This is a genomic window from Mycolicibacterium anyangense (genome assembly GCF_010731855.1).
GTDB lineage: Bacteria > Actinomycetota > Actinomycetes > Mycobacteriales > Mycobacteriaceae > Mycobacterium > Mycobacterium anyangense.
In genome coordinates, this window is record NZ_AP022620.1 from 4641851 (window position 1) to 4664269 (window position 22419).

General features: G+C 66.8%; 20 protein-coding genes. 7 read left to right on the forward strand and 13 right to left on the reverse strand.

Features of this window, described 5'->3' with window-relative positions; translation table 11 throughout:
• Positions 1–219: 219 nt before the first annotated feature.
• Positions 220–1281, forward strand: coding sequence for a zinc-dependent dehydrogenase (locus tag G6N35_RS21915; protein WP_163806140.1), 1062 nt, complete (start codon positions 220–222; stop codon positions 1279–1281).
• Between the two features lie 62 nt (positions 1282–1343).
• On the opposite strand, the gene G6N35_RS21920 is transcribed toward G6N35_RS21915, so the two are convergent.
• Positions 1344–2687, reverse strand: coding sequence for an NAD-dependent succinate-semialdehyde dehydrogenase (locus G6N35_RS21920; protein ID WP_163806141.1), 1344 nt, complete (start codon positions 2685–2687; stop codon positions 1344–1346).
• 103 nt (positions 2688–2790) lie between these two features.
• Between G6N35_RS21920 and G6N35_RS21925 the strand changes: the two genes are divergently transcribed.
• Positions 2791–3399 carry a helix-turn-helix domain-containing protein gene (locus G6N35_RS21925; RefSeq protein ID WP_163806142.1) on the forward strand — a complete coding sequence of 203 codons (609 nt, stop codon included), beginning with the start codon at positions 2791–2793 and terminating at the stop codon, positions 3397–3399.
• A gap of 127 nt (positions 3400–3526) precedes the next feature.
• A complete protein-coding gene (locus G6N35_RS21930; RefSeq protein WP_163806143.1) occupies positions 3527–3778 on the forward strand; it encodes a hypothetical protein in 252 nt (83 codons plus the stop codon).
• Here the strand turns inward: G6N35_RS21930 and mhpA are convergent.
• On the reverse strand, positions 3764–5281 hold the full coding sequence (mhpA, locus tag G6N35_RS21935) for a bifunctional 3-(3-hydroxy-phenyl)propionate/3-hydroxycinnamic acid hydroxylase MhpA (protein ID WP_163806144.1): 1518 nt from the start codon (positions 5279–5281) through the stop codon (positions 3764–3766). The genes G6N35_RS21930 and mhpA overlap by 15 nt on opposite strands.
• Before the next feature lie 106 nt (positions 5282–5387).
• Between mhpA and G6N35_RS21940 the strand changes: the two genes are divergently transcribed.
• Positions 5388–6032: a TetR/AcrR family transcriptional regulator gene (locus G6N35_RS21940; RefSeq protein ID WP_163806145.1), complete on the forward strand. Its 645-nt coding sequence runs from the start codon at positions 5388–5390 to the stop codon at positions 6030–6032.
• On the opposite strand, the gene G6N35_RS21945 is transcribed toward G6N35_RS21940, so the two are convergent.
• From G6N35_RS21945 to ligD, 6 genes are all read right to left on the reverse strand, one after another.
• Complete coding sequence (locus G6N35_RS21945) at positions 6023–6961, reverse strand: fumarylacetoacetate hydrolase family protein (RefSeq protein WP_163806146.1); 939 nt, start codon at positions 6959–6961, stop codon at positions 6023–6025. The two genes, G6N35_RS21940 and G6N35_RS21945, sit on opposite strands and share 10 nt — an antisense overlap.
• Complete coding sequence (locus G6N35_RS21950; RefSeq protein WP_163806147.1) at positions 6958–8088, reverse strand: VOC family protein; 1131 nt, start codon at positions 8086–8088, stop codon at positions 6958–6960. The genes G6N35_RS21945 and G6N35_RS21950 overlap by 4 nt, the downstream gene beginning before the upstream one ends.
• 79 nt (positions 8089–8167) lie before the next feature.
• Positions 8168–9025, reverse strand: a complete 858-nt coding sequence (locus tag G6N35_RS21955) for a polysaccharide deacetylase family protein (protein WP_163806148.1) — start codon at positions 9023–9025, stop codon at positions 8168–8170.
• Positions 9026–9028: 3 nt separating this feature from the next.
• Positions 9029–10819 carry a sulfatase-like hydrolase/transferase gene (locus G6N35_RS21960; protein ID WP_163806149.1) on the reverse strand — a complete coding sequence of 597 codons (1791 nt, stop codon included), beginning with the start codon at positions 10817–10819 and terminating at the stop codon, positions 9029–9031.
• Positions 10812–11261, reverse strand: coding sequence for an SRPBCC family protein (locus G6N35_RS21965; RefSeq protein WP_163806150.1), 450 nt, complete (start codon positions 11259–11261; stop codon positions 10812–10814). The genes G6N35_RS21960 and G6N35_RS21965 overlap by 8 nt, the downstream gene beginning before the upstream one ends.
• Positions 11262–11278: 17 nt before the next feature.
• Entirely contained in the window at positions 11279–12484 is a 1206-nt protein-coding gene (gene ligD, locus G6N35_RS21970; RefSeq protein ID WP_163806151.1) for a non-homologous end-joining DNA ligase, read from the reverse strand.
• A gap of 65 nt (positions 12485–12549) precedes the next feature.
• On the opposite strand from ligD, the gene fadD2 reads away from it, so the two are divergent.
• On the forward strand, positions 12550–14229 hold the full coding sequence (gene fadD2, locus G6N35_RS21975) for a long-chain-fatty-acid--CoA ligase FadD2 (RefSeq protein WP_163806152.1): 1680 nt from the start codon (positions 12550–12552) through the stop codon (positions 14227–14229).
• Between the two features lie 82 nt (positions 14230–14311).
• On the opposite strand, the gene G6N35_RS21980 is transcribed toward fadD2, so the two are convergent.
• From G6N35_RS21980 to G6N35_RS21995, 4 genes are all read right to left on the reverse strand, one after another.
• Positions 14312–16510, reverse strand: a complete 2199-nt coding sequence (locus G6N35_RS21980; RefSeq protein ID WP_163806153.1) for an acyl-CoA dehydrogenase family protein — start codon at positions 16508–16510, stop codon at positions 14312–14314.
• 115 nt (positions 16511–16625) lie between these two features.
• Complete coding sequence (locus tag G6N35_RS21985; RefSeq protein ID WP_163806154.1) at positions 16626–17948, reverse strand: MFS transporter; 1323 nt, start codon at positions 17946–17948, stop codon at positions 16626–16628.
• The gene (locus G6N35_RS21990; RefSeq protein ID WP_179967407.1) at positions 17926–18912 is read right to left on the reverse strand and encodes an NAD(P)-dependent oxidoreductase; all 987 of its coding nucleotides are present in this window, start codon (positions 18910–18912) and stop codon (positions 17926–17928) included. The genes G6N35_RS21985 and G6N35_RS21990 overlap by 23 nt, the downstream gene beginning before the upstream one ends.
• Positions 18888–20009 (reverse strand): alpha/beta hydrolase, encoded by a 1122-nt coding sequence (locus tag G6N35_RS21995; RefSeq protein ID WP_163806155.1) that lies wholly within the window; start codon positions 20007–20009, stop codon positions 18888–18890. The genes G6N35_RS21990 and G6N35_RS21995 overlap by 25 nt, the downstream gene beginning before the upstream one ends.
• 200 nt (positions 20010–20209) lie before the next feature.
• On the opposite strand from G6N35_RS21995, the gene G6N35_RS22000 reads away from it, so the two are divergent.
• On the forward strand, positions 20210–20791 hold the full coding sequence (locus G6N35_RS22000; protein WP_163806156.1) for a VOC family protein: 582 nt from the start codon (positions 20210–20212) through the stop codon (positions 20789–20791).
• Here G6N35_RS22000 and G6N35_RS22005 read toward each other — a convergent pair.
• The gene (locus G6N35_RS22005) at positions 20788–21411 is read right to left on the reverse strand and encodes a TetR/AcrR family transcriptional regulator (protein WP_163806157.1); all 624 of its coding nucleotides are present in this window, start codon (positions 21409–21411) and stop codon (positions 20788–20790) included. The genes G6N35_RS22000 and G6N35_RS22005 overlap by 4 nt on opposite strands.
• Before the next feature lie 82 nt (positions 21412–21493).
• On the opposite strand from G6N35_RS22005, the gene G6N35_RS22010 reads away from it, so the two are divergent.
• On the forward strand, positions 21494–22396 hold the full coding sequence (locus G6N35_RS22010; RefSeq protein ID WP_163806158.1) for an oxygenase MpaB family protein: 903 nt from the start codon (positions 21494–21496) through the stop codon (positions 22394–22396).
• Positions 22397–22419: the final 23 nt, after the last annotated feature.

Below are 22419 nucleotides of genomic sequence, written 5' to 3' on the forward strand. Positions count from 1 at the left end.
CACGCGCGCGCCGGCCCGGGGCTGGGTTTCAGTGGTGGTCACTGCGGGGCCTCCGATCTGGGTATAGGTGATACGAGTCACATCACCTCCCTAGTAAAACCCACAAACGGGCACTGTCGCAAGCAAACGGGCATAACTGGGCGCATTGTGGAGTGGTTTTCTGCCCGGACTGCGCTACAGTGCCTGTGACGGCAATCGCACAGTGGAAGGACGACGACGATGAAGGCGCTGCGTTTCTATGCCCCGGAGGATGTCCGCCTCGAAGACGTACCCGAACCGCAGTGCGGTCCCGACGAGATCAAGATCCGGGTCCGCAACTGCTCGACCTGCGGCACCGACGTCAAGATCTTCCACAATGGGCACCAGAACCTGACGCCGCCGCGCACCATCGGTCACGAGGTCGCCGGCGAGATCGTCGAAGTCGGGTCGCGGGTCAACGCGACTTACGGCAGCGACTGGACATCGGGCGACCGCGTCCAGGTCATCGCCGCAGTGCCCTGCGGTGAATGCCACGAATGCCGCAAGGGCTGGATGGCGGTCTGTCAGAACCAGACGTCGGTGGGCTACCAGTACGACGGCGGCTTCGCCGAGTACATGATCGTGCCCAAGCAGGTACTCAAGGTGGACGGACTCAACCGCATCCCGGACAACGTCGGATTCGACGAAGCTTCTGCCGCAGAGCCGTTCGCGTGCGCCATCAATGCCCAGGAGTTGCTCGGTATCGAAGAGGGGGACACCGTCGTGGTGTTCGGTGCCGGCCCGATCGGCTGCATGCACATCCGCATCGCCCGCGGTGTGCACAACTGCGGGCCGGTCTACCTCGTCGACGTCAACGACAGCCGGCTCACGATGTCGGCCGACGCCGTGCATCCCGACGAGGTCATCAACGCCGCCGAGGTCGACGTCGTCGAGAAGGTCATGGAGCTGACCGGCGGGCGCGGCGCGGACGTCGTCATCACCGCGACGGCCGCCAACATCACCCAGGAACAAGCCATCGCGATGGCCGCCCGCAACGGTCGGATCTCCTTCTTCGGCGGTCTGCCCAAGACGAACCCGACGATCACCTGCGACTCGAACGTCGTGCACTACCGCCAATTGCACATCCACGGCGCCAACGGCTCGGCGCCCGAACACAACAAGCGGGCTCTGGAGTACATCTCCACCGGGCAGGTGCCGGTCAAGGACCTCATCACCAGTCACATCGCGCTGGACGACGTGCTCGACGCATTCGGCATCGTCTCCAGTGGTGAGGCCATCAAGGTGACCGTCGAACCCCGCTAGGACCGACCGTCACACCAGAGTGGCATCGAACATCGAGTGCCGCTCTGGTGTGACGCTCACGGCTAGCCGATCCGGATCAGCTTCTTGTTGACGAACTCGTCGATGCCGAACCGGCCGAGCTCGCGACCGTAACCCGAACGCTTCACTCCGCCGAACGGAAGCTCGACACCGTCGGCGCCGACCAGGTTCACGAAGACCATGCCCGCGTCGATCTTGTCGGCCACCCGCTGGGCCTGCGCCGCGTCGGTGGTGAACACATAGGAGCCCAGGCCGAACGGGATGTCGTTGGCCAGCTCGACGGCCTCGTCCTCGGAGTCCACCTTGAAGACCATGGCCACCGGGCCGAACAGTTCCTCACGGTAGGTGGGCGAGTCGGCGCTGACACCGGTGAGCACGCCAGGCGGGAAGTAGGCGCCGTTGCGCTCGCCGGCCGACACCAGGTTGGCGCCGTCGGCCACCGCGCGGTCGATCTGCTCGGCCAACCGCTTGGCCGCGGCCAGCGAGGACAGCGGGGCCAGCTCGTCGGCGGTCTCGAGCACCTTCTTGGTGAACTTGTCCAGGAACTCGTCATAGAGGTCGGCGGCCACGATGAATCGCTTGGCGGCATTGCAGGCCTGGCCGGCGTTCTCGAAGCGCCCGGCGATGGCGGCATCGACGGTGGCGTCGAGGTCGTCACTGCTCAGCAGGATGAACGGGTCGGATCCGCCGAGCTCCAGGACGACCTTCTTGAGGTTGCGGCCGGCGATCTCGGCCACCGCGGCACCCGCGCGCTCGGATCCGGTCAACGACACACCCTGCACCCGCGGATCGGCGATGGCCGTGGCGATCTGCTCATTGGTGGCATAGACGTTGACGTACGCCCCGGCGGGGAAGCCGGCGTCGTCATAGATCTTCTGGATGGCCTCGGCCGACTCGGGACACTGCGGGGCGTGCTTGAGCACGATCGTGTTGCCGAGGGTCAGGTTCGGGCCGGCGAAGCGGGCCACCTGGTAGTACGGGTAGTTCCACGGCATGATGCCCAGCAACACGCCCACCGGGCCGCGCTTGATCACCGCGCTGCCTTCGCCGTCGAGCAGGTCGATGGGCTCGTCGGCCAGGAACTTCTCGGCGTTGTCCGCGTAGTACTCGTAGATCGCGGCGCTGAAGTCCACTTCACCGAGGGCCTGATCCAACTGCTTACCCATCTCGCGATGGATGATCTCGGCCAGCTCTTGGCGGCGCTCGGTGTGCAATGCGGCGACGCGGCGCACCAGTGCGGCCCGGTCGGCGACGGTGCTGGTCTTGGACCATTCCCGGTATGCCTTGGTGGCAGCGGCCAATGCCTGTTCGATCTGCTCGTCGGTGGCAGTCGGATACTCCCGCACGACATCTCCGGTCTTGGGGTCGACCACTGCGTACAGACTCATTGTCCCGTCCTGGTGTTTAGTAGTGTAAAACTACGAAAGTTATATACCGCTAAACTTTGGCTCCGCAAGGCCTGCGGCCGACAAGCGAAGGTGAGGTGCCGGGATGTCCCGTGATGCACCCGCTGCTGACGACATCACGGACAGCGCCGACGGCTGGATCACCCGGTTAGGCCCCAAACTGCGCGCGCTGCGCAAGGACCGGGAGCTGACGCTGGAGGCCCTGGCCGACCGCGCTGGCCTCACCAAAGGTTTCCTGAGCCTGGTGGAACGCGGTCAGACCACGATCTCGGTGCCCAACCTGCTCAAGGTGTGCGACATCCTCGGCGTCTCGTTGGGTTCGCTGTTCGACTACCCGGAATCGGCCGTGGTCCGTGACGGCCGCGGCGCCCCGGTGGAGATGGGCGGCAGCGGAATTCGCGAGTATCTGCTGACGCCGCAGACCGAACGCCACCTTCAGGTGATGCGGTCGGTGCTGCAGCCCGGCGGTGGCACCGGGGGGGCCTACACGCTGGACTCGGAGACCATCTTCGTCTTCGTCGTCCGTGGCCGTCTGCGGCTTCTGGTCGACGGCCAGGAGTCGGTGCTCGAAGCCGGTGACAGCTACACCTTTTCGGCTCGGGCGGCGCACTCCTGGGACAATCCCGGTCACGAGGAGTCCGAGGTGTTGTGGTCGATCGTGCCGCCGTTGCCCCGCGCCGGCGGGCCCAGCTGATTCAGCTCAGCGACGGAATTCGTTGCGGCGGGCAATGCGGCGATAACATGTCGATCAAATTTGTTCCATATTCGATTTTTCCGTGCTGTACTGGCCCAACGGAATCCCTGAGGGGGAGGTTGCAAAGATGGCCAAGTCGGTCAAAGTGGTGCGCCGCAAAGACGGTGAGCAACCTGTCGCAGTCGACCAGCGGGTGCGGGTCTATGTCGATACCGAGGACGAGACGCGGGGCGTGGTCGTCGAGGATTTCGGTGACCTGGCGGGGCAGAGCGTCGATCTGGGCGAGACCCACATCGCCGACGCTGCGCGCCGGTGGGCCGTACTGTTGGACGGGGGCACATTGGCTTTCGTCGACAGCCACCAGCTAGCGCCCGAGTAGTACCTCCGACAACGCCTGGCACACTTCGTCGATATCGAGCGCTGCCTTCAACACCGTGCGATCGGGCCGCACCGCGGCGGCGTGGGCGTGCCCCGCGCGTAGCCAGGCGGCGAGCGCCGATTGCGGTTCGGCGACCAGAATCGCCGCACCCCAATTGTGTAGCGCGGCATCCTGGGCGGGGGTCAACGCGCGGTCGGTGATCACCGCGAACTCGCGGCCCAGTACGTCGTCCACTCGCCTGCCGTCGCCCGTCACGGCGTTGGGGCACAAGGTGCCGCCCAACTGTTTCGGCCGCACCGTGCGGTGTACCAACGCGGAGCGGTGAAGCGCCGGTGTCTGGGAGTCGACGACCCGCTCGCGAAGTCCGGGTATCAGGTGCATCCGTGGGACGACGGTCCGCCGCAACAGATCACCGATGTCGCCGCCGGCGGTCATCGCCCGCCCGACCGTGAGGGCAAGGCCGATCATCTTGCGGGCGTGGGGCTTTCGCTCCTGTTCGTAGGTGTCCAGAACGCTGGGATCCAAGGAGCCGTCCAGGACGCCGGCAAGTTTCCACGCCAGGTTCATCGCGTCGCGAAGCCCTGCCCCCATTCCCTGGCCCACGAACGGCGGGGTCAGATGGGCGGCATCGCCGAGAAGGAAGACATTGCCGCTGCGCCAGCGCTGCGCGATCTTGGCCCGGAAGGTGTACTCGGCGACGCGAATGAGTTCGAGCTGATCGTCACCGACCTCGCCGGTCCACGGCGCGATGAGCGGCCGCAGCGCGCGCACCGACCGGAAATCGTCGGCCGTCTCGCCGGGGAGCAGCCGAAACTCCCAGCGATAGCGCACATCGCCGATCTGCATGAAGGTCCCCGCTCGATGGGGATCACAGAGCTGATGGACGCCGGCCCACTGACCCAGGTCAGCCGTGGTGGCGACGTCGACTACCAGCCAGCGCTGGTCAAATCTCAAGTCGCGCATAGGGACTCCGATGCGGGATCGGATCAGGCTGTTGGCGCCGTCGCAGCCCAGCACGTAATCGGCGGCCACGGTATGGGAGTGACCGTCTGCCCGGTCGCTGAAGGTGACGCCGGTGCGTCCCGCTCCGAGGTCGACGAGGTCGGTGACTTCGACATTGCCTTTCAGCGTAGCCAGCGGGTAGCGCTCCAGGTTCGTGCGCAGCAGCGCCTCGAACTCCGGCTGGTCGAACATATTGGCCTCGGGATGGCCGTGGCGCGTTCGCGTCGGGTCACGCTGGAATTCGGCGAGCACTGTGAGCCGGGGATCGAGCAGTCGCAGGCCCAGGGCGGGTCGCGAGATCTTGGCGAATTCCTCGGCGATTCCGAGCCGGTGCACGATCCGGTAGACCTCGTCGTCGAGATGTACGGCCCGCGGCTGGGGGTACACCTGCGCCCAGCGGTCCAATATCAGGGTCTCGATGCCGTGCTGGGCGAGCAGTGTGGCGGCGGTGATGCCGGTGGGTCCGGCGCCGACGATCACTACCCGATACGCCTCGTCCATCACGACTCCTTCGATCAACTGACGAAATCGTCACATACGAGATACGCGTCAGTCAAGCAGTTCTGATGAAATCATCAGTAGTGAGCACGGGCGGTAGGATCAGCCCGTGGCTGAAGAACCCGAACCGTCGACCAACCGGCTCGAGCGACGTAAACAACGCACCCGGGCGGCACTGATCAAGTCGGCGCAGGCGCTGATCGCCGAGGGCAGGCTGAACGTCCCGGTTCTCGAAATCACCCAGGCCGCCGACGTCGGCATGGGGTCGTTCTACAACCACTTCGACAGTAAGGAACAACTCTTCGAGGCCGCCGTCGTCGACGTGCTGGACCGGCACGGCGCCGTCCTGGACCGGCTGACCGCCGACCTCGAAGACCCTGCCGAGGTGTTCGCCTGCAGCTTCCGGCTCACCGGCCGGTTCTTCCGGGAACGCCCCCAGGAGAGCCGCATCCTGCTGGCCAACTGGGGAACGCTGCTGACATCGGACCGCGGGCTTGCTCCGCGCGCGACACGCGACATCAAGGCCGCGGTCGCCGCCGGCCGCTTCGAGATCGAGGATCCTGAGCTGGCGCTGGCCGTCGCCGCCGGCGCGCTGCTCGGACTGGGTCACCTGCTGGAGGCCAACCCGGATCGCGACGCGGCCGCGACGGCGGACGCGGTCACCGAGAGTGTGCTGCGACTGTTCGGCATGTCGGCCAAGGACGCCCGCACGGTCTGCTCGATGCCCTTGCCGGACATCGACCTTCAGGCGTAGACCACTGTCATCCGCTGGGTCCCCAGGTCGATCGCGCCGTCGTCGGTGGCCACCGACGCCTCGATCACATCCCCGCTGTGCAGGTACTTGGGGTTCTTGGCCTGGCCCTTGAAGAAGGCGTTCCACTTGACGGCCGGCGGCAGCAGCGCGGCGATCATGCCGATCAGCTTCGGCGGTGCGCTCAGCGCGGTGCCGACCGGCGTTCCGGTGAGCACCAGATCGCCGGCGGCCAAGTCCTGGAACCGGCTCAGCGATCGCAGCGCCTCCACCGGCCGGTACAGCATGTCGCCGTCGACGAGGGCGTTCTGCCGATCCTCGCCGTTGACCTTCAGGCGCAGTCGCAGTTCGCCGAACCGCTTCAGTTCGGCGGCGTCGAGCAACACCAGGGCAGGGCCGGTGGGCGTGAATGTCGGGTAGGACTTGGCTTCGTAGAACTGCGTCTGGGGAAGCTGGATGTCACGCGCCGAGATGTCGTTGGTGACCACCAGACCGGCGATGTAGTCGCTCAGGTCGGCCTCGGAAATTGTTGTGCCGACCGGGATGTCACGTCCGATCACCAGGCCGATCTCGACCTCGTAATCGAGGAACCGCACGTGGGAGGGTTTGGTCACTGGCTCGTATGGCCCGCTGATCGAGGCCGAAGACTTACGGAAGAACGTCAGCGGGATGGTCTTCGGATCCATGCCGGCGTCTTTGACATGCGAAGCGAAGTTCGTCATCTGCGCGACGACTCGGCACGGTGCGGTGATCGGGCTCAGGAGCTCGAGTCCGGCGATGTCGACGGTCTCCGAACTCACTGCCGCAGCGTCGATCGCAGCCCGGTCGGTCAGCAGCTCTGCAGTGGTCTGCGCGGCGGTGGCGATCTTGGCCGCACCGGTGGGCGTGGCGACCCACCAGGCGTCTGCGGTGCGCAGGATGGAGATGGTCATGAGGCGGCAACTTTCAGTAGACCGATCAGGCGGGTGACGTCGAACTCGTTCTTGTCGCGCAGGGCGGTGATCATCGAACCGACCTCGTGCCGTGCGCTTTTCGGGGTGATACCCAGGAAATCCTTGCTGGCTGGCGGGCCCCACTGGGCCAGTCCGGTCGCGGTGAACGGCGCCCACCCGGGTTCCAGCGTGTTGTCGAACAGATCGCCGTCGGCGTAGTGCTCCACCATGAAGCCGTCCGGGTCGCGCCAGTAGTCGAACAACTGACTGCCCTGGATGTGGCGGCCGATCCCCCAGGAGCGCAGATAGCCGCGCTCGAGGAGGTATTCGCCTCCGGCGGCCAAGGCGTCGAGGTCGGCGACCTGATAGGCGGAGTGTACGTAGCGGTTCGCGGGCCCGAGCGCCATCGCCAGCGTGTGGTGGTCGGTCGGGGTGGAGCCGAGGTCGCACCGGATGAAACTCATGGTCGGCCCGCGGTCGCGCTGACCGGGGTAGTACAGGAAGTCGCTGACGATCAGGCCGAAATGGTCGAGGTACCAGTTCAGCGTCTCGATGTACCGCGTCGACTGCAGTACGACGTGGCCGAGGCGCTGCACGCTGGCCGGTACCCGGGGCGGGCGCTGGGTGGCGTTGGTGCGGGTGACCTCGTGGCCGAAGTTGAACGTGTGCGGCGGTTGGGCGGTCAACGCCGCCTGCCGGTCGAGGCCGGCGACGACCTTGACCGGTGTGCCGCTGGGGTCGGTGAGCTCGACGACGGCACCGCCCAAGGCTTCCGGCAGCGCGCGGGTCGGCGCGTGGGTGTGCTCAGCCAGGCGCAGCAGGTCGATCTCGTCCTGAGCCTCGAAGGCCAGCCCGGCGAAGCGGGTGCGCGGGCCGCGGCGGACCAGCACACACGGTGCGCTCGGGTCGGTGCCCCGCAACTGCAGCTCGTCGGCGCCGCGGTGCGCGACGGTGAAGCCGAATGCCCGCGCGAATGCTTCGGCCCTGCTCAGGTCGGGTTTCTCGAATTCCAGCCAGGCCAAGCCGGCCACCTTGATGACCGGGTTGCGGGATCGCCCGGGGTGTTCACCGGGTAGGCCACCCTGCTCGCTGTGCAGGTCGTTGTGCGCGCCGACGACGTCACCCATGCGAAGCTCCTCACTTGACTGACGAAATCGTCACATGCGACGGTCGTGTCAGTCAAGCGGCAGGTGTGCGACTCGAGTGTCAGTCGGGCAGGACGGGCGGCTGGTGCCGTATCGGCGCCAAGCCCAGCGAAGCGGTGTAGTCCGCCAGCTCACCCAGTGTGGTGATCCACAGACCATCGAGCGCGGTCGCGTATTCGATCAATCCCTCGAGTGCGGCCGCACGTGATGGCCGTCCGCTCAGGAAAGGGTGATTGGTCAACACGAATGTCAGCCGCTCGGCGTAGACCGCGTCGAGCTCGAGTCGCCAGAGTTCGGCCGCTTTCGTCGGCGTCTCGATGAGGCCGGTGCCGGTGAGGTCGGGCAGGTAGGCGTATTGCTCCCAGTCGTCAAGTGACCACTGGATCGGGATCTCGATCAGCGGATCGCGATCGCCGATTGCAATCGGATAGGGCAGGTCACTGTCGAACAGGCTGCTGTCGTAGCCAAAACCATACTCGCCCAATAGTTCTGGCGTGCGGTAGTTCATCTCCCACATCGGTGCCCGATAGCCAACCGGTCGGACCCCGGTGATGCGTTCGAGTGCTTCGAGACCGCGCTCGATCGCCCGCCGTTCCTCGGCCTCGGTCATGCCGGTCACCGTCTCGTGCAGGTAACCGTGGTGCGCGATCTCGTGGCCGGCGTCGGCGATGGCTCGGACAACGTTGGGATACTTGTCGGCGGTATAGCCCGGCACGAAGAACGTCGAACGGATGTCGTGGCGATCCAGGATCCGCAGTATTCGGGGCACGCCGTGCAACGGGCCGTAGCTCTGGTGTGACATCACGCTCAGCCGCTCGGCTGCCTGCGGCGCGAACGACAGGATTGCCGACTCGGCATCGACGTCGAAGGTGAACGCTGCCGCTGCGTGTACCCCTGCAGGCCAATGGAAATCAGACATCGATCACCGACCGAGTAACCGCTTGCGCCCGGGGACCGATGGGCGCCGCGAGGCGTACGGCCACGGGCTGTTGCGCTCGGGCACCGCGTCGGCTCGCACCTGCTTGAGCTCGGCCCGCAGGTGCTGCCGCAGCTCGTCGAGGGTGGGATCGGTCCACCGGTTGAACGCCTCGATCGGATCGGCCGTCAGGTCGTAGAGCTCCCACTGGTCATCGAGCGGGTTGGTCCGGTAGGTGTCGCCACCGGCGCCGGTGGCGGCCAGATGGCGCACCCCCGGCTCGGTCCAGGTGCTCGGATCGTCGAAGGTCCGCACGAGCTTCCACAGGTGGCCCGCGCCGCCGGCGGCTGCCGACTCCTCGACGTGGGTTACCAGACCTTCGAAGTTCGCCGCGACATGTGCGGGGATTCGAATGCGCAGCAGCGCAGGGGGATTCGTGGTCTGCTTCAACCGGCGTCCCAACCCGGATGCGCCGCTGTCGCCTTCGAGCATATTGTCGCGGGTCAGGATGTAGACGGCGCGGCCGGTGTCGTCGGCGGCTCCGTCGACGATCGGCATGAGGTTGCGGCCCGGCAGTGGGTGCACCTCGCTGAATGTCTCCGCCAGTACCGCTGCGGTGGCCGGCACGTCGATACCCGCCGCACCCAGCAGCGTCGGCACCAGGTCCACGTGCGAGGTGGGCGCCGACACCACCCGCGAGGCGGTGGCCTGTTCGCCGATGCGCGCGATGATGAACGGAACCCGGGTGGCCTCGTCGTAGAGGTTGAACCACTTCTGGTGCAGGCCGCCGTGCGCGCCCAGCAGATCACCGTGATCAGATGTCCGAACCAGAACGGCGTTTTCCGAACCACTTTCGGCGACCGCACGGCGAACCCGGTCGATCGGCGCGTCCACCTCCGCATGCAGCCGGTAGTAGAGGTCGCGGTAGCGTTGCGCATTGCCGTCGTAGATCCGCTGGATCGCTGCGGCAGGGCCGTAACCGGAGTAGTAGGCCTCCCGGAACGCGATCTGCGCCGCCGGCTTGCTCCTGAGGTCCTCGGCGTTGGTGGGCGCGGCCGGGACCGGAGGCGGGTCCAGCGGGGACGGCTCCTGCAGGGGAGTCTTGCGGACCCAGGTGGGGAACAGCACGATGTCGTGCGGGTTGACGAAACTGGCCACCAGTAGGAAGGGGCGCAGCGCGTCCGGGTCACCGGCCCGCCGGCGGGCGTAGCGATCCTGCAGCCATGCCACCACCCGCTCGGCGATCAGCGGGTCGCGACGGGTACCGCTGTTGGCCAGCCCAGCGCCGTGCGGCTCCGGTCCCACCCAGCCGGAAAAGCCATATCGGTCAAGGGGATTGGCCTCCAAGTAGCGCTGGACTGCGGCATGGTCGACGGTGCCCTCGTCGTCATTGGTCGCCAGTGGCGCACCCTTGTCGTCGGTCAGGTCGGCGTGCGAGATGTGCCACTTGCCGTCGTAGTGGGTGTCATACCCTGCGGCACGGAACCAGTTGCCCAGGGTGGGTACCTCGCCGGGCCGCAGCCAGCGCATGCGGCTGTCTTCAGCGGTCTTGCCGATCCCGTCGGTCTGGGTGACCCCGTGCAGGTCCGGATACTGCCCGGTGAAGATGGTGGGCCGGCTGGGCACGCACGCCAGGGAACCGGTGTAGTGACGCGTGAAGCTGACACCATTGTCCTCGAACCACTTTCGTCCGGTCAGCACGCGCCGGCGCCACGCGAGGACGGCGTCGGATTCGTAAGGCGGGGCGGCGCGTTCCTCATCGGTCATCACGATGATGACGTCCGGACGATCAGACATGGGAGCCCTCCATTCTGCGAGACAGTGCGTCGAGCAGCGCGTCCAGTCGGCTGGCCGAGAAACGGGTGAGCGCCTTCTCGGCGAGGTGCTGCAGTCGGTGCGGGCCGATGTCGACGGTCGTGGTCAGCGATACGACGGTGCCGCCGGTGATCGGCTGTAGCGTCCACCGGTTGTTGAGCCGGCGTACCTGCCGGGGCAGCCCTTCGATGTCGTAGGCCAGGGTGTGCGGCGGATCGAAATCGGTGATGCGCTCCACGACGGCGTTGCGGCCGAGCTGAACCCTGCGGGCCGCCCCGATGCCGACACCGTCAGCGGCGGGGCTCAGCAGACAGGAGTGGTCGACGATGTCAGCCCAGGAGCTGATGGCTCCGAAGTCGGCGAGCACAGCCCAGATGCGCTGTGCCTCGGCCGGAATGGTTCTGCGACGGGTGGATTCGGCCACGGGTATCACCCTAGCCGTCAGGGTGCCTGACGTCCTGAATAACCTTGCCAGGGGCTGTAATCGGCGACCAGCTCCTCCTGAGGTGGGCGCTGCGGTTCTGGTACGTGTTCGAGGTTGATGCGGATGCGATACCAGATCGAACTGGGCCCGCGCATCCCGTCGACCAGGATGTCGGTGGGCGCCAGCAGCGCCGAGGCTGCTGGATGACGCGACTTCCACGTGTCCAGGGCGGCCATCGCCTCGTCGCGGGTCTTGGTGCGGGCCACCTCGATCAGCGGCTTGCTGCCCTTGGGCGGCTTCTCCGCCGGCCCCAGCTCCCCGGCCAGCCGCAGCAGCCCGTCCAGTGAGCCGACGGCGTCGTCCATCGCCGCCCATGGATCACCGTCGGCAGCGAATCGGGCCCCGACGGTGTCGATGGTGAACGCCTCGGGGCGGCAGCCGGGCACCTCGTCCCAGCTCAACGGCGTCGATACCCGGGCGTCCGGCGTCGCGCGTACTGAGTAGGCCGAAGCGACCGTGCGGTCCTTGGCATTCTGGTTGAAGTCGACGAACACCGTCTGCCCGCGGTCTTCCTTCCACCAATGGCTGGTCGCCAGTTCCGGCGCGCGGCGCTCCACTTCGCGGGCCACCGTCTCGGCTGCCAGGCGAACCTGCTTGAACGGCCACTGCGGAGCGATCCGGGCATAGATGTGAAAGCCGCGCGATCCGGACGTCTTGGGCCATGCCGTCAGGCCGTGGTCTTCGAGCACCTCGCGGGCCACCTGTGCGACGTCGAGGATCTGCGGCCAGCTCACCCCTGGCATCGGGTCCAGGTCAATGCGCAGTTCGTCGGGATGGTCCAGATCGCCGGAGCGCACGGGGTGCGGGTTGAAGTCGACGCAGCCCAGGTTCACCGCCCACACCAGCCCGGCTGCGTCATGCAGTACCGCTTCCTTGGCCGAGGTGCCCCGCGCGTAGCGCAGTTCGGCTACCTCGACCCAGTCCGGACGCTTCTCGGGGGCACGCTTCTGAAAGATCGCCTCCTCGGTGATGCCCTTGACGAAGCGTTTGAGAATCATCGGCCGGTCGGCGACACCGCGCAGCGCGCCGTCAGCCACGGCCAGGTAGTAGTCGACGAGATCGAGCTTGGTCACCGGGCCGCGGTCACCGCAAGCCGGGAACACGACTTTGTCCGGATGGCTGATGCTGACCTGGCGGCCCCCGATGTCGACGAAGCCCTCCATAAGGCCATGGTAATGACGGGCGCATTCCGCTCAGCCCGCGCGGCGAGTCACCTAGGGTGGGCGGCATGTCCAGTCTCACCGACTTGCCCTCGAAGGCACTGTCCAAGGTCCAGACCCTGGCCGAGCGTGGCGCCGCGGAGTTGCACTACCTGCAGAAGTTCATTCAGTCCGGGGCGTTCGGGCTGGAACCGCCGCAGAACCTGGCCGCCATGGTGGCCGACATCCGCCGCTGGGGTGAGATCGGGATGGTGCCCGCGCTCAACGCCAGGCGCACCCCGAACCGGCTGGCGATCGTCGACGACGAAGGATCGCTGACGTGCAAAGAACTCGATGACGCTGTCAACGCGGTGGCCAACGGGCTGTTGGCGATGGGCGTCAAGGGCGGTGACGGTGTGGCGATCCTGGCCCGCAATCACCGGTGGTTCGTCATCGCCAATTACGGCTGCGCGCGGGTCGGTGCCCGCACGGTCATGCTCAACACCGAATTCTCTGGTCCGCAGATCCGCGACGTCTCCGAGCGCGAGGGCGCCCAGCTGATCATCTACGACGACGAGTACACCGAGGCTGTCGCGCTCGCGCAGCCGCCGCTGGGCAAGCTGCGGGCGCTGGGCACCAATCCGGACGCCGACGAGCCGTCGGGCAGTACCGACGAGACGTTGGCCGAGTTGATCGCGCGCAGCAGCAGTACACCGCCGCCGAAGGTCACCAAGCGGTCCTCGGTCATCATCCTCACCAGTGGCACCACCGGCACACCGAAGGGCGCCACGCGTAACGCGCCACCGAGTCTGGCGCCGATCGGCGGTGTGCTGTCCAGCGTTCCGTTCAAGGCCGGCGAGGTGACGTCGCTGCCCTCGCCGATGTTCCACGCGCTGGGCTACCTGCACGCCACCATCGCGCTGACCATGGGGACCACCCTGGTGCTGCACCGGCGGTTCAAGCCGGCCACGGTGCTCGAGGACGTTCCCAAGCACAAGGTGACCGCCATCGTGGTGGTTCCGGTGATGCTGTCGCGGATGCTCGACGCGCTGGAGAAGATGGCGGACAAGCCGGATCTGTCGTCGTTGCGGATCGTGTTCGTCTCCGGTTCCCAGTTGGGTGCCGAGCTCGCCACCCGGGCGATGAAGAGTCTTGGCCCGGTCATCTACAACCTTTACGGCTCAACGGAAGTCGCACTGGCCACCATTGCCAGTCCGGCCGATCTGCAGAAGAATCCGGCCACCGTGGGCCGGGTGGTGCGGGGCACCCGGATCAGGATCCTCGACGACAACGGCGCCGAGTTGCCCCAGGGCGAGGTGGGGCGCATCTTCGTCGGCAACAGCTTCCCGTTCGAGGGCTACACCGGCGGCGGCAACAAGCAGATCATCGACGGTCTGCTGTCCTCCGGCGATGTCGGCTACTTCGACCACAACGGGCTGCTCTACGTGAGCGGCCGCGACGACGAGATGATCGTCTCCGGCGGCGAGAACGTCTTCCCGGCCGAGGTCGAGGACCTCATCAACGGCCACCCCGACGTGGTCGAGGCGACGGCGATGGGTGTGGACGATCCCGAGTGGGGAGCACGCCTGCGGGCGTTCGTGGTGCTCAAGGAGGAGGCCGAGACCACCGAGGACGCGATCAAGAACTATGTGCGCGAACATCTTGCTCGCTACAAGGTTCCACGCGAAGTGGTGTTCCTGTCCGAGCTGCCGCGCAACCCCACCGGCAAGATCCTCAAACGCGAACTGCGCCAGATCGAAATCCAGTAGCGCCCCGCACCCTTGCGCCCAAACCGGCGAACGGGCGCGAAAGTGCGAGTGGAACACTACATTTCGTCGATCTCGGCGCGGGCTACGGGTCGCGGGGCAGGCCGAGCAGCCGCTCGGCGATGATGTTGAGCTGCACTTCCGACGTGCCGCCGTAGATCGTGGTGGCACGGCTGGCGAGCAGATAGTCGGCCCACTTGCCCTGCACCGACTCAGGATCGCCGATGGCGCCGTCGATCCCGAACGACGACACCGCGAACTCGGCATAACCCTGCCCGGTGCGCATCGACAGCAGCTTGGAGATCGCGGCCGACGGCATCGCGTCGCCACCGGCCAGTGTCAGCAGTGTCGAGCGCAGGTTGAGCAGCTTGGCGGCATGGCCTTCGGCGATCAGCTCGCCGGCCCGGTGATGACCGATCTGGTCGAAGTGCCCGCCGCTGACGAACTCGACGAATCCGTCGAGGTTGGCCAGGAAGCCGGGCTCACTGCTGCCGATCGAAACGCGTTCTGCGGTCAGGGTATTGCGGCTGACCTCCCAGCCACGATTCACCTCGCCGAGTACCAGCTCGTCGGGAACGAACACGTCGTCGATGAACACCGTGTTGAACATGGCATTGCCGGTCAGCTCACGCAGCGGCTTGACTTCCACACCCGCGCTCTTCATGTCGAGCAGGAAGTAGGTGATACCGGCGTGCTTGGGTGCGGTGGGGTCGGTCCGCGCCAGCAGCGCCCCCCACTGGGAGAACTGTGCGGCGGTGGTCCAGATCTTCTGCCCGGTGATACGCCAGCCACCGTCGACCTTGGTGGCCTTGGTGGTCAGGCTGGCCAGATCAGAGCCGGCGCCCGGCTCGGAAAACAGCTGGCACCAGATCATTTCGCCGCGGAACGTCGGCGGTAGGAAACGTTGCTTCTGCTCGTCGGTGCCGAACGCGACGATCGACGGGATCAGCCACGCGGCGATACCCATCTGCGGGCGGCGCACCCGGCCGGTGGTGAACTCCTGGGCGATGATGATCTGCTCGATCGGGCTGGCGGCGCGGCCCCACGGCTTGGGCAGGTGCGGCTGCACCCAGCCACCCTCGGCGATCGCGGCGCTACGCTGCTCACGCGGAATGGCCTTGAGCGCTTCGACTTCGGCGCGGATCTCCTCCCGTAGCTTCGAGGTCTCGGGGTCCAGGTCGATGTTGACCGGACGCATGCCGGTGCTGGTGGCGGTGTCGAACACCTTCTGCTGGTACTCCGAGGACCGGCCGAACGCGGCCACCAGACCCAGCGCCCGGCGGTAGTACACGTTGGTGTCGTGCTCCCAGGTGAAGCCGATCCCACCGTGCACCTGGATGCAGTCCTGCGCGCAGTGCTGGGCGGCCTCGGGTGCCAGGGTGGCGGCGACTGCGGCGGCGAACTCGTAGGCCGTTTCCCCGTTGTCCCAGTCGCTGTGGAGGGCTTCGTCGACGGCGCGGGCGGCGTCCCACACCGCGGCGGTGGCACGTTCGGTGGTGGCGATCATCTCGGCGCACTTGTGCTTGATCGCCTGGAACTGACCGATCGGGCGGCCGAACTGCTCGCGGATCTTCGCGTAGGCCGCCGCGGTGTCGGTGGCCCAGCGGGCCAGGCCGATCGCCTCGGCCGACAGCAGGGTCGTCACGATGGCGCGCCCGGCGTTCTGGGACAGGTTGGACAGCAGTTGGTCGGTGCTGACCTCCACACCGTTGGCGCGGACGTGGGCGACCGGCCGCAGCAGGTCGACCGACTTCACCGGCTCGATCTCCAGCAGGCCGGCGTCGAGCACCACCCACTCCACGCCGCCGCCGATGGCCACCGGCAACACCAGCACCGAGGCCTGGGCGGCCGAGGCCACCGATCGTGCTTCACCGCGGATGACCAGCCCATCGCCCTGCTGCTCGGCGGTCAGGTCGGACTCCAGTGCGTAGGAGGCGATGACGTCACCGGAGGCCAGCTGGCCGAGCATCTTGGCCTCGGGGTCGTTGGCCGAGATCAGCGCGCTGGCGATGGCTGACGGTACGAACGGACCGGGGACCGCGCCGTAGCCGAACTCGGCCAGGACGATGGCCAGCTCCAGCAGGCCGAAACCCTGGCCGTCGACCGATTCGGCGAGGTGCACGCCCTGCAGGCCCTGCTCGGCGGCGGCCTTCCAGTACGGCGGCGGATTGGGGATCGGGTTCTCCAGCGCTTCGTGCAGAACCTCCGATGGCGCCACCCGCGCCACCAGGGACTTCACCGAATCCGCAAGGTCGTTGTGTTCGGGGGTGATGGCGATGGGCATGTTCACGGACTCCTGTGTCGGCTGAGCATGTCAAATAACCGGTGGGTTGGGAGCGAGGGTACCCGTTGTCTTAGCCCACGGGATTGGAAGTCTCACGGGCTGGCGCCGGATGCCGCTACCGCAGGGTGGAGCGTTCAGGGGTGGCGCGCAGGACCACCACGACGGCCGCCGAGATCATCATGAAGATGCCGACCGCCCACATGCCGGCCTTGTCGCTGCCGGTGAACTGGTTGAGCGCACCGGTCGCGTACGGGGCGGCGAACCCGCCAAGGTTGCCGACGGAATTGATCAGTCCGATCCCGCCGGCGGCGGCCGCCCCGGTCAGGAATTGGGCGGGCAGCGCCCAGAAACTGGGGATGGCACTGAACACACCCATCGCGGCGATGCTCACCGGGATCATCACCAGCAGCGGGCTGTCCAGATACAGGGCGACAGGAATTGCCAAGCCGCCCAGTAACATCGGGATTGCGACGTGCCAGACGTGCTCGCGAGTGCGGTCGGCGTGCCGGGACCACAGGTACATCGCGATGGCCGCCAGTGTGTAGGGCACCGCGGTGATCAGTCCGACCTGGACGATCGACAGGTGCACCCCGAACGTCTTCTTGAACCCCGAGATGATGGACGGCAGGAAGAACGCGAGCGCATAGAGCCCGTAGGCGATCCCGAAATACACCACCGACAGCGCCCAGATCCGCGGGCTGGTCAGCACGCGGCGGAGCGGGAACTCGAAGGTGCCGGCCACCTCTCGCTCCTCGGCGGCCAGCACGTCGATGAGCCACTGGCGTTCCTCGGCGGCCAGCCAGTGCGCATCGGCGGGACGGTCGGTGAGATAGAACCAGCAGATGATGCCCAGCACGATGGCGGGCAGCCCGACGGCGATCATCATGAACTGCCATCCGGCCAACCCGAACGTGCCCTCACCGGTGGAGATCAGCCACGCCGAGAACGGGGTGCCGACCGCTGCCGCGATGGGGCTGGCCATCATGAACATAGCCACGATGCGCGCTCGGTAGGCCGCCGGGAACCAGCGTGTCAGATAGAAGATGACGCCCGGGAACAGACCCGCCTCGGCCACTCCCAACAGGAATCGCAGCGCCAGCAAGGTCGCTGCATTGGGTGCGAAACCGATTGCGACGGCGACGATTCCCCATGAGACGGCGATGCGCGCCAGCCAGCGCCGGGCACCGAACCGTTCCAGTGCCAGGTTGGACGGAACCTCGACCAGCACGTAGCCGATGAAGAAGATGCCGGAGGCCAGCCCGAACATCGTCGAGGTCAGCTGCAAGTGCTCGCTGATGTCGGCCTTGGCGATGCCGAGGTTCGTGCGGTCGAGGTAGTTGACGAAGTACAGCGCCATCAGGAAAGGCACCACGCGCACGATCACCTTGCGCAGCGTGCGAGCCTCCAGAGACACCTCAGCGGTGGACGCGCTTGCCATCCTGCCTCCCGTTGACAACGTTGACCAGATCATGCCCCTGGTACAGCCGGCGGCAATTGTCCACCGCCTCCAGTAGGTAGCGCCGCATGGTGTCCCGGGTGACCCAGGTGACGTGCGGGGTCAGCACCACGTTGTCCAACTGCAACAGCGGGTTGTCGTCGGTCACCGGCTCGATGGCGAAGACGTCCAGACCCGCTGCGGCGAGCCGGCCCGCCCGCAGCGCCTCGATCAGCGCGCGCTCGTCGATGACGCCGCCACGGGACGTGTTGACCAGTACCGCCTCGGTTTTCATTCGGTCCAGCGCACCGCGGTCGATGAGCTTGTCGGTGGCCGGCGTCAGTGGCAGGTGCAGGCTGACGATGTCGCTCTCGGTCAGAAGGCCGGACAGCGGGCGCCAGGTGTCGGTGCCGTCGTCGGAGGTGTTGGTGTGCAACACCGTCGCGCCCATCGCGTGCAGGATCTGCTCGACGCGCTTGGCGATGTTGCCGTAGCCGACCAGGCCGACGGTGCAACTTCCGATATCGCGCACCGTCTCGCTCAACGTGGCGTCCGTCGGCCAGCCGCGGCCGCCGCGGATCGCGCGATCCAGTGCGGGCAGCCGGCGAAGGGCGGCCAGCATCAGCAGGACCGTGCCCTCGGCCACCGAGGGGGCGTTGGCGCCCGGCATGTTCGCCACCGCGACACCGAGTTCGGTTGCGGTGTCGACATCGATGGTATTGACCCCGGCACCGAGCTTGTGCACCAGGCGCAGATGTGACGCCCGGCGCAGATCGTCGCCCGACAGCGGGCGCAGCACGTGCCAGATGGCCTCAGCCTCCGGCAGTTCGCGGTGCAGCGTGTCGTCATCGTCCTCGTGGCACCAGTGAACGTCGAGCCAATCAGATTCGGGCGCAATGATTTCCAATACCGTCTCGGTGGGTAGGAAGTGCGCAAGAACTCTCAGCGCCACCGTTTGGCGATCCATTTCGCAATCGTATCGGCCTGTTCGCTGCGTGCCCCGGGGGTGGTGAAGTAGTGGTCGGTGTCGATGGAGCACAGGGTCTTGTCGGAGCCGGCGAGCGCCTCGAAGATCCGCTGGGCATCCGACGGGTAGACCCCGGTGTCCTGCTCGGCGTTGATCACCAGGGCCGGGCAGGTGATCCGGGCCAGGTGCGGTGCGGCCCGGGTCTGGGCCGTCCGCAGGCTCCACATCCCCAGCCAGTTGCGCAGCGTGCAGGCGGCCGCGATACCGCGCGCGGAGCGGTTGGCCTGCACCGGCACCCCGGCGTAGCAGAGGTTGGGCTGACGTCTGGTGGGTTCGATCGTCGGGTCCACCATTCGAGGGTCGGCCCAGGTGCGCATCACGGTGAACGGCCGGTCGGAGAAGCCGGCAGCCTGAACGCGTGTGAGTTCGGTCTCGGCCCAGTCGGTGATGGCGTTGTTGCGGGCGGTCTGGGCGTCCCGGTAGCGGGTGACGAATTCGGGGGAGAACGGCGGTCCGTTGTGCTCGTCGAACAGGTCGAGGTCGGGATCGCTTGCCAGCGGGTCGTTCTCGTCGGTGACCGCGCCGTCCATCCACGCGGTGAGCACCTCTGGGCGACCGGGGTGTGCCGCGCTGGCGATGTAGCCGTCGGCGGGGGGAAGGTCACCGAGTCCGGAGGCCGGCCGCATCCCCTCCAGCGGCGTCACATTCGGGTCGACGGCTTGCGACTGGTAGGCGGCCATCAGCGAGCCACCCCCGGAATTACCGAGCAGGATAACGGTTTCCACGCCTTGGACGTCGCGCAGCCAGCGCACACCGACGCCGATGTCGACCAGGGCATGGTCGAGCAGAAAGCTGCTCTCGAATCCCCGGAATCGGGTGTTCCAGCCCAGGAACCCGATACCCCGGGTGGCGATGTAGTCGGCAAGGTAATGCTCGGAGAAGTCGATCTGATAGTGGGTGGCGATGATCGCGATCTTGGGCTTGCGGCCGACGCCGCGGTGGTAAAGGCCCTGGCAGGGGTGACCGCCGGCGCCGGCCCGGCGGGCGGTGGGCGACGCGACGCCGATGAACTCGCGAACCACTCCGGGGGTTGCCATGGTCTGCGGGCCTCCTCGGGTGTGCGTCGCCTCAGGAGACGATATTCGCCGCGGTCGCTGTGCATGCCGGATCTTTGACATCCGTCGAAGATCGCCGCCGACTCGGACATGTTGCCTGGACAACCATGCTGAGCTGGGTAATCCGGAGGTCCTACGGTGCTACTTTCGAGGTGACCGTGCCACGCGATCGGGAGCACTTCATGATCAGGCCCAGCTTCGCCAACCGCGAGTTCGAACTCGGCGGGATCAACCACGTCGCGCTGGTGTGTTCGGACATGGCGCGCACCGTCGACTTCTACACCAACGTTCTCGGGATGCCGCTGATCAAGTCGCTGGATCTGCCCGGTGGTATGGGTCAGCATTTCTTCTTCGACGCCGGCAACGGCGACTGCGTGGCCTTCTTCTGGTTCACCGGCGCCCCGGATGGTCAGCCGGGCAAGACCACGCCCAGGGCGCTGCCCGGCGTCGGCGACATCGTCACGGCGGTGGGATCGATGAACCACATCGCCTTCCACGTGCCAGCCGAGAAGTTCGACGACTACCGTCAGCGGCTCAAGGACAAGGGTGTGCGGGTCGGTCCGGTGCTCAACCATGACAACAGCCCGTCGCAAGCGGCACCCACGGTGCATCCCGGGGTGTATGTCCGTTCGTTCTATTTCACCGACCCCGACGGTATCCTGCTCGAGTTCGCTTGCTGGACCAAGGAATTCATCGAGGGTGAGGCAATCACGGTGCCGAAGACGGCTGCCGACCGCAGGCCGCGGCTGCACGCCACGCCTTAGTCACGGAACAGTCGCGGGTCGCCGATTTTCTCGACCATCGCGGTGATCTGGTCGACGAGTTCGGTCGCCGACAGGCCCACATGTCCGGCCAGCCACCCGCTGATGGTCTGGCCCACCCCGCCCACGACGAAGTGGGCGAACGCCTTGATCCGGTCGTTGGCCTTGCGATTCAGCGTCGACTCCACGTGCTGGCCGGAGAGCATCGCGAACAGCGGGCCGAGTTCCTGGCGTTTGCGCACCACGGTGGAGTTCGACAGCTGCGCGCCGAACAGCAACCGGCCTAGGCGTGGATCCCGTTCGACGGTCTGGACCAGGTTGGCGATGCCGGCTCGGTTCTGGTCGGCGGGTGGGGCCGCGGCCACTGCCGCCTGCGTGCTGCTGGCCAGGCCGGCGACCGCCCAGTCGAACACCGCCGCGACGAACTCGTCCTTGTCGGCGAAACTTTCGTAGAAGTAGCGGGTGGCGACACCGGCCTGGCGGCAGATGCCGCGGACAGTCAACTCCGCCGGGTCCACGTCGCCGCCGAGCAGTTCCAGCCCGGCCTCCAGCAGGTTGGCGTGACGCCGGGCCAGCCGGTCGGCGGCGTCCACGCCGGCATAGGGCCGCGCCTGCGTCGTCATCCGGTCATCTTGACACCAGCCGCAGGAAAGCGGCAATATCAGGAAACATCGGTTCTCAGATTATCCGTCAGGTGAGGCACCAGTGACCATCAGCCAACCCCTCAGCCACGTCGAACGCCCGGTGAGCGCCCCGCCGGCGCCGAGCGCGCAGCGTCGGCGCGGTAAGCGGGCGGCCGGGATCGACGACGGCATGATGGGAGTGGCCCTGCTCGCCGGACCAGCCAACGTCATCATGCAACTGGCCAGGCCCGGCGTCGGCTATGGCGTGATGGAGAGCCGGGTGGAAAGCGGGCGGGTGGACCGTCATCCGATCAAGCGGGCCCGCACCACGTTCACCTATCTGGCGGTGGCCACCCGTGGCACCGAGGAGCAGAAGAAGGCCTACCGCCGCGCGGTCAACAAATCGCACGCCCAGGTGTACTCGACGGCAGAAAGCCCGGTGCAGTACAACGCCTTCGACAAGGACCTCCAGCTGTGGGTGGCGGCGTGCCTGTACAAGGGTGCGGTCGACGTCTACCGGATTTTCGTCGGTGAGATGGACGACGAGACCGCCGATCGGCACTATCGCGACGGCATCGCGCTGGGCACCACGCTGCAGGTCCCGGCCGAGATGTGGCCGGCAGACCGGGTGGCATTCGACAAGTACTGGCAGGAGTCGCTCGACAAGGTGCACATCGACGATGCCGTCCGTGGCTACCTGTATCCGATCGCGGTGTCGCGGCTACCGGGCCTGACGCTGCCCGGTCCGCTGCAGCGCGCCAACGAAGACCTGGCTCTGCTGATCACCACCGGCTTCCTCCCGCAGAAGTTCCGCGACGAGATGCACTTGGAGTGGAATCCGGGCAAGCAGCGCCGGTTCGACCGCCTGATGAGCATCGTCCGGGTGGCCAACGACCTCGCCCCGGGCTTCGTCCGGGCCTTCCCGTTCAATGTGCTGCTGCGCGACCTGGATTGGCGTATCCGCACCGGGCGCCCGTTGGTCTGAGGGCTGTCAGACTTCCCGCGTAC

Coding starts and splice junctions, on each gene's coding strand:
- G6N35_RS21915 (WP_163806140.1), top strand. CDS start 220: ATGAAGGCGCTGCGTTTCTATGCCCCGGAGGATGTCCGCCTCGAAGAC.
- G6N35_RS21920 (WP_163806141.1), bottom strand. CDS start 2,687: ATGAGTCTGTACGCAGTGGTCGACCCCAAGACCGGAGATGTCGTGCGG.
- G6N35_RS21925 (WP_163806142.1), top strand. CDS start 2,791: ATGTCCCGTGATGCACCCGCTGCTGACGACATCACGGACAGCGCCGAC.
- G6N35_RS21930 (WP_163806143.1), top strand. CDS start 3,527: ATGGCCAAGTCGGTCAAAGTGGTGCGCCGCAAAGACGGTGAGCAACCT.
- mhpA (WP_163806144.1), bottom strand. CDS start 5,281: ATGGACGAGGCGTATCGGGTAGTGATCGTCGGCGCCGGACCCACCGGC.
- G6N35_RS21945 (WP_163806146.1), bottom strand. CDS start 6,961: ATGACCATCTCCATCCTGCGCACCGCAGACGCCTGGTGGGTCGCCACG.
- G6N35_RS21950 (WP_163806147.1), bottom strand. CDS start 8,088: ATGGGTGACGTCGTCGGCGCGCACAACGACCTGCACAGCGAGCAGGGT.
- G6N35_RS21955 (WP_163806148.1), bottom strand. CDS start 9,025: ATGTCTGATTTCCATTGGCCTGCAGGGGTACACGCAGCGGCAGCGTTC.
- G6N35_RS21960 (WP_163806149.1), bottom strand. CDS start 10,819: ATGTCTGATCGTCCGGACGTCATCATCGTGATGACCGATGAGGAACGC.
- ligD (WP_163806151.1), bottom strand. CDS start 12,484: ATGGAGGGCTTCGTCGACATCGGGGGCCGCCAGGTCAGCATCAGCCAT.
- fadD2 (WP_163806152.1), top strand. CDS start 12,550: ATGTCCAGTCTCACCGACTTGCCCTCGAAGGCACTGTCCAAGGTCCAG.
- G6N35_RS21980 (WP_163806153.1), bottom strand. CDS start 16,510: ATGCCCATCGCCATCACCCCCGAACACAACGACCTTGCGGATTCGGTG.
- G6N35_RS21985 (WP_163806154.1), bottom strand. CDS start 17,948: ATGGCAAGCGCGTCCACCGCTGAGGTGTCTCTGGAGGCTCGCACGCTG.
- G6N35_RS21990 (WP_179967407.1), bottom strand. CDS start 18,912: ATGGATCGCCAAACGGTGGCGCTGAGAGTTCTTGCGCACTTCCTACCC.
- G6N35_RS21995 (WP_163806155.1), bottom strand. CDS start 20,009: ATGGCAACCCCCGGAGTGGTTCGCGAGTTCATCGGCGTCGCGTCGCCC.
- G6N35_RS22000 (WP_163806156.1), top strand. CDS start 20,210: ATGATCAGGCCCAGCTTCGCCAACCGCGAGTTCGAACTCGGCGGGATC.
- G6N35_RS22005 (WP_163806157.1), bottom strand. CDS start 21,411: ATGACGACGCAGGCGCGGCCCTATGCCGGCGTGGACGCCGCCGACCGG.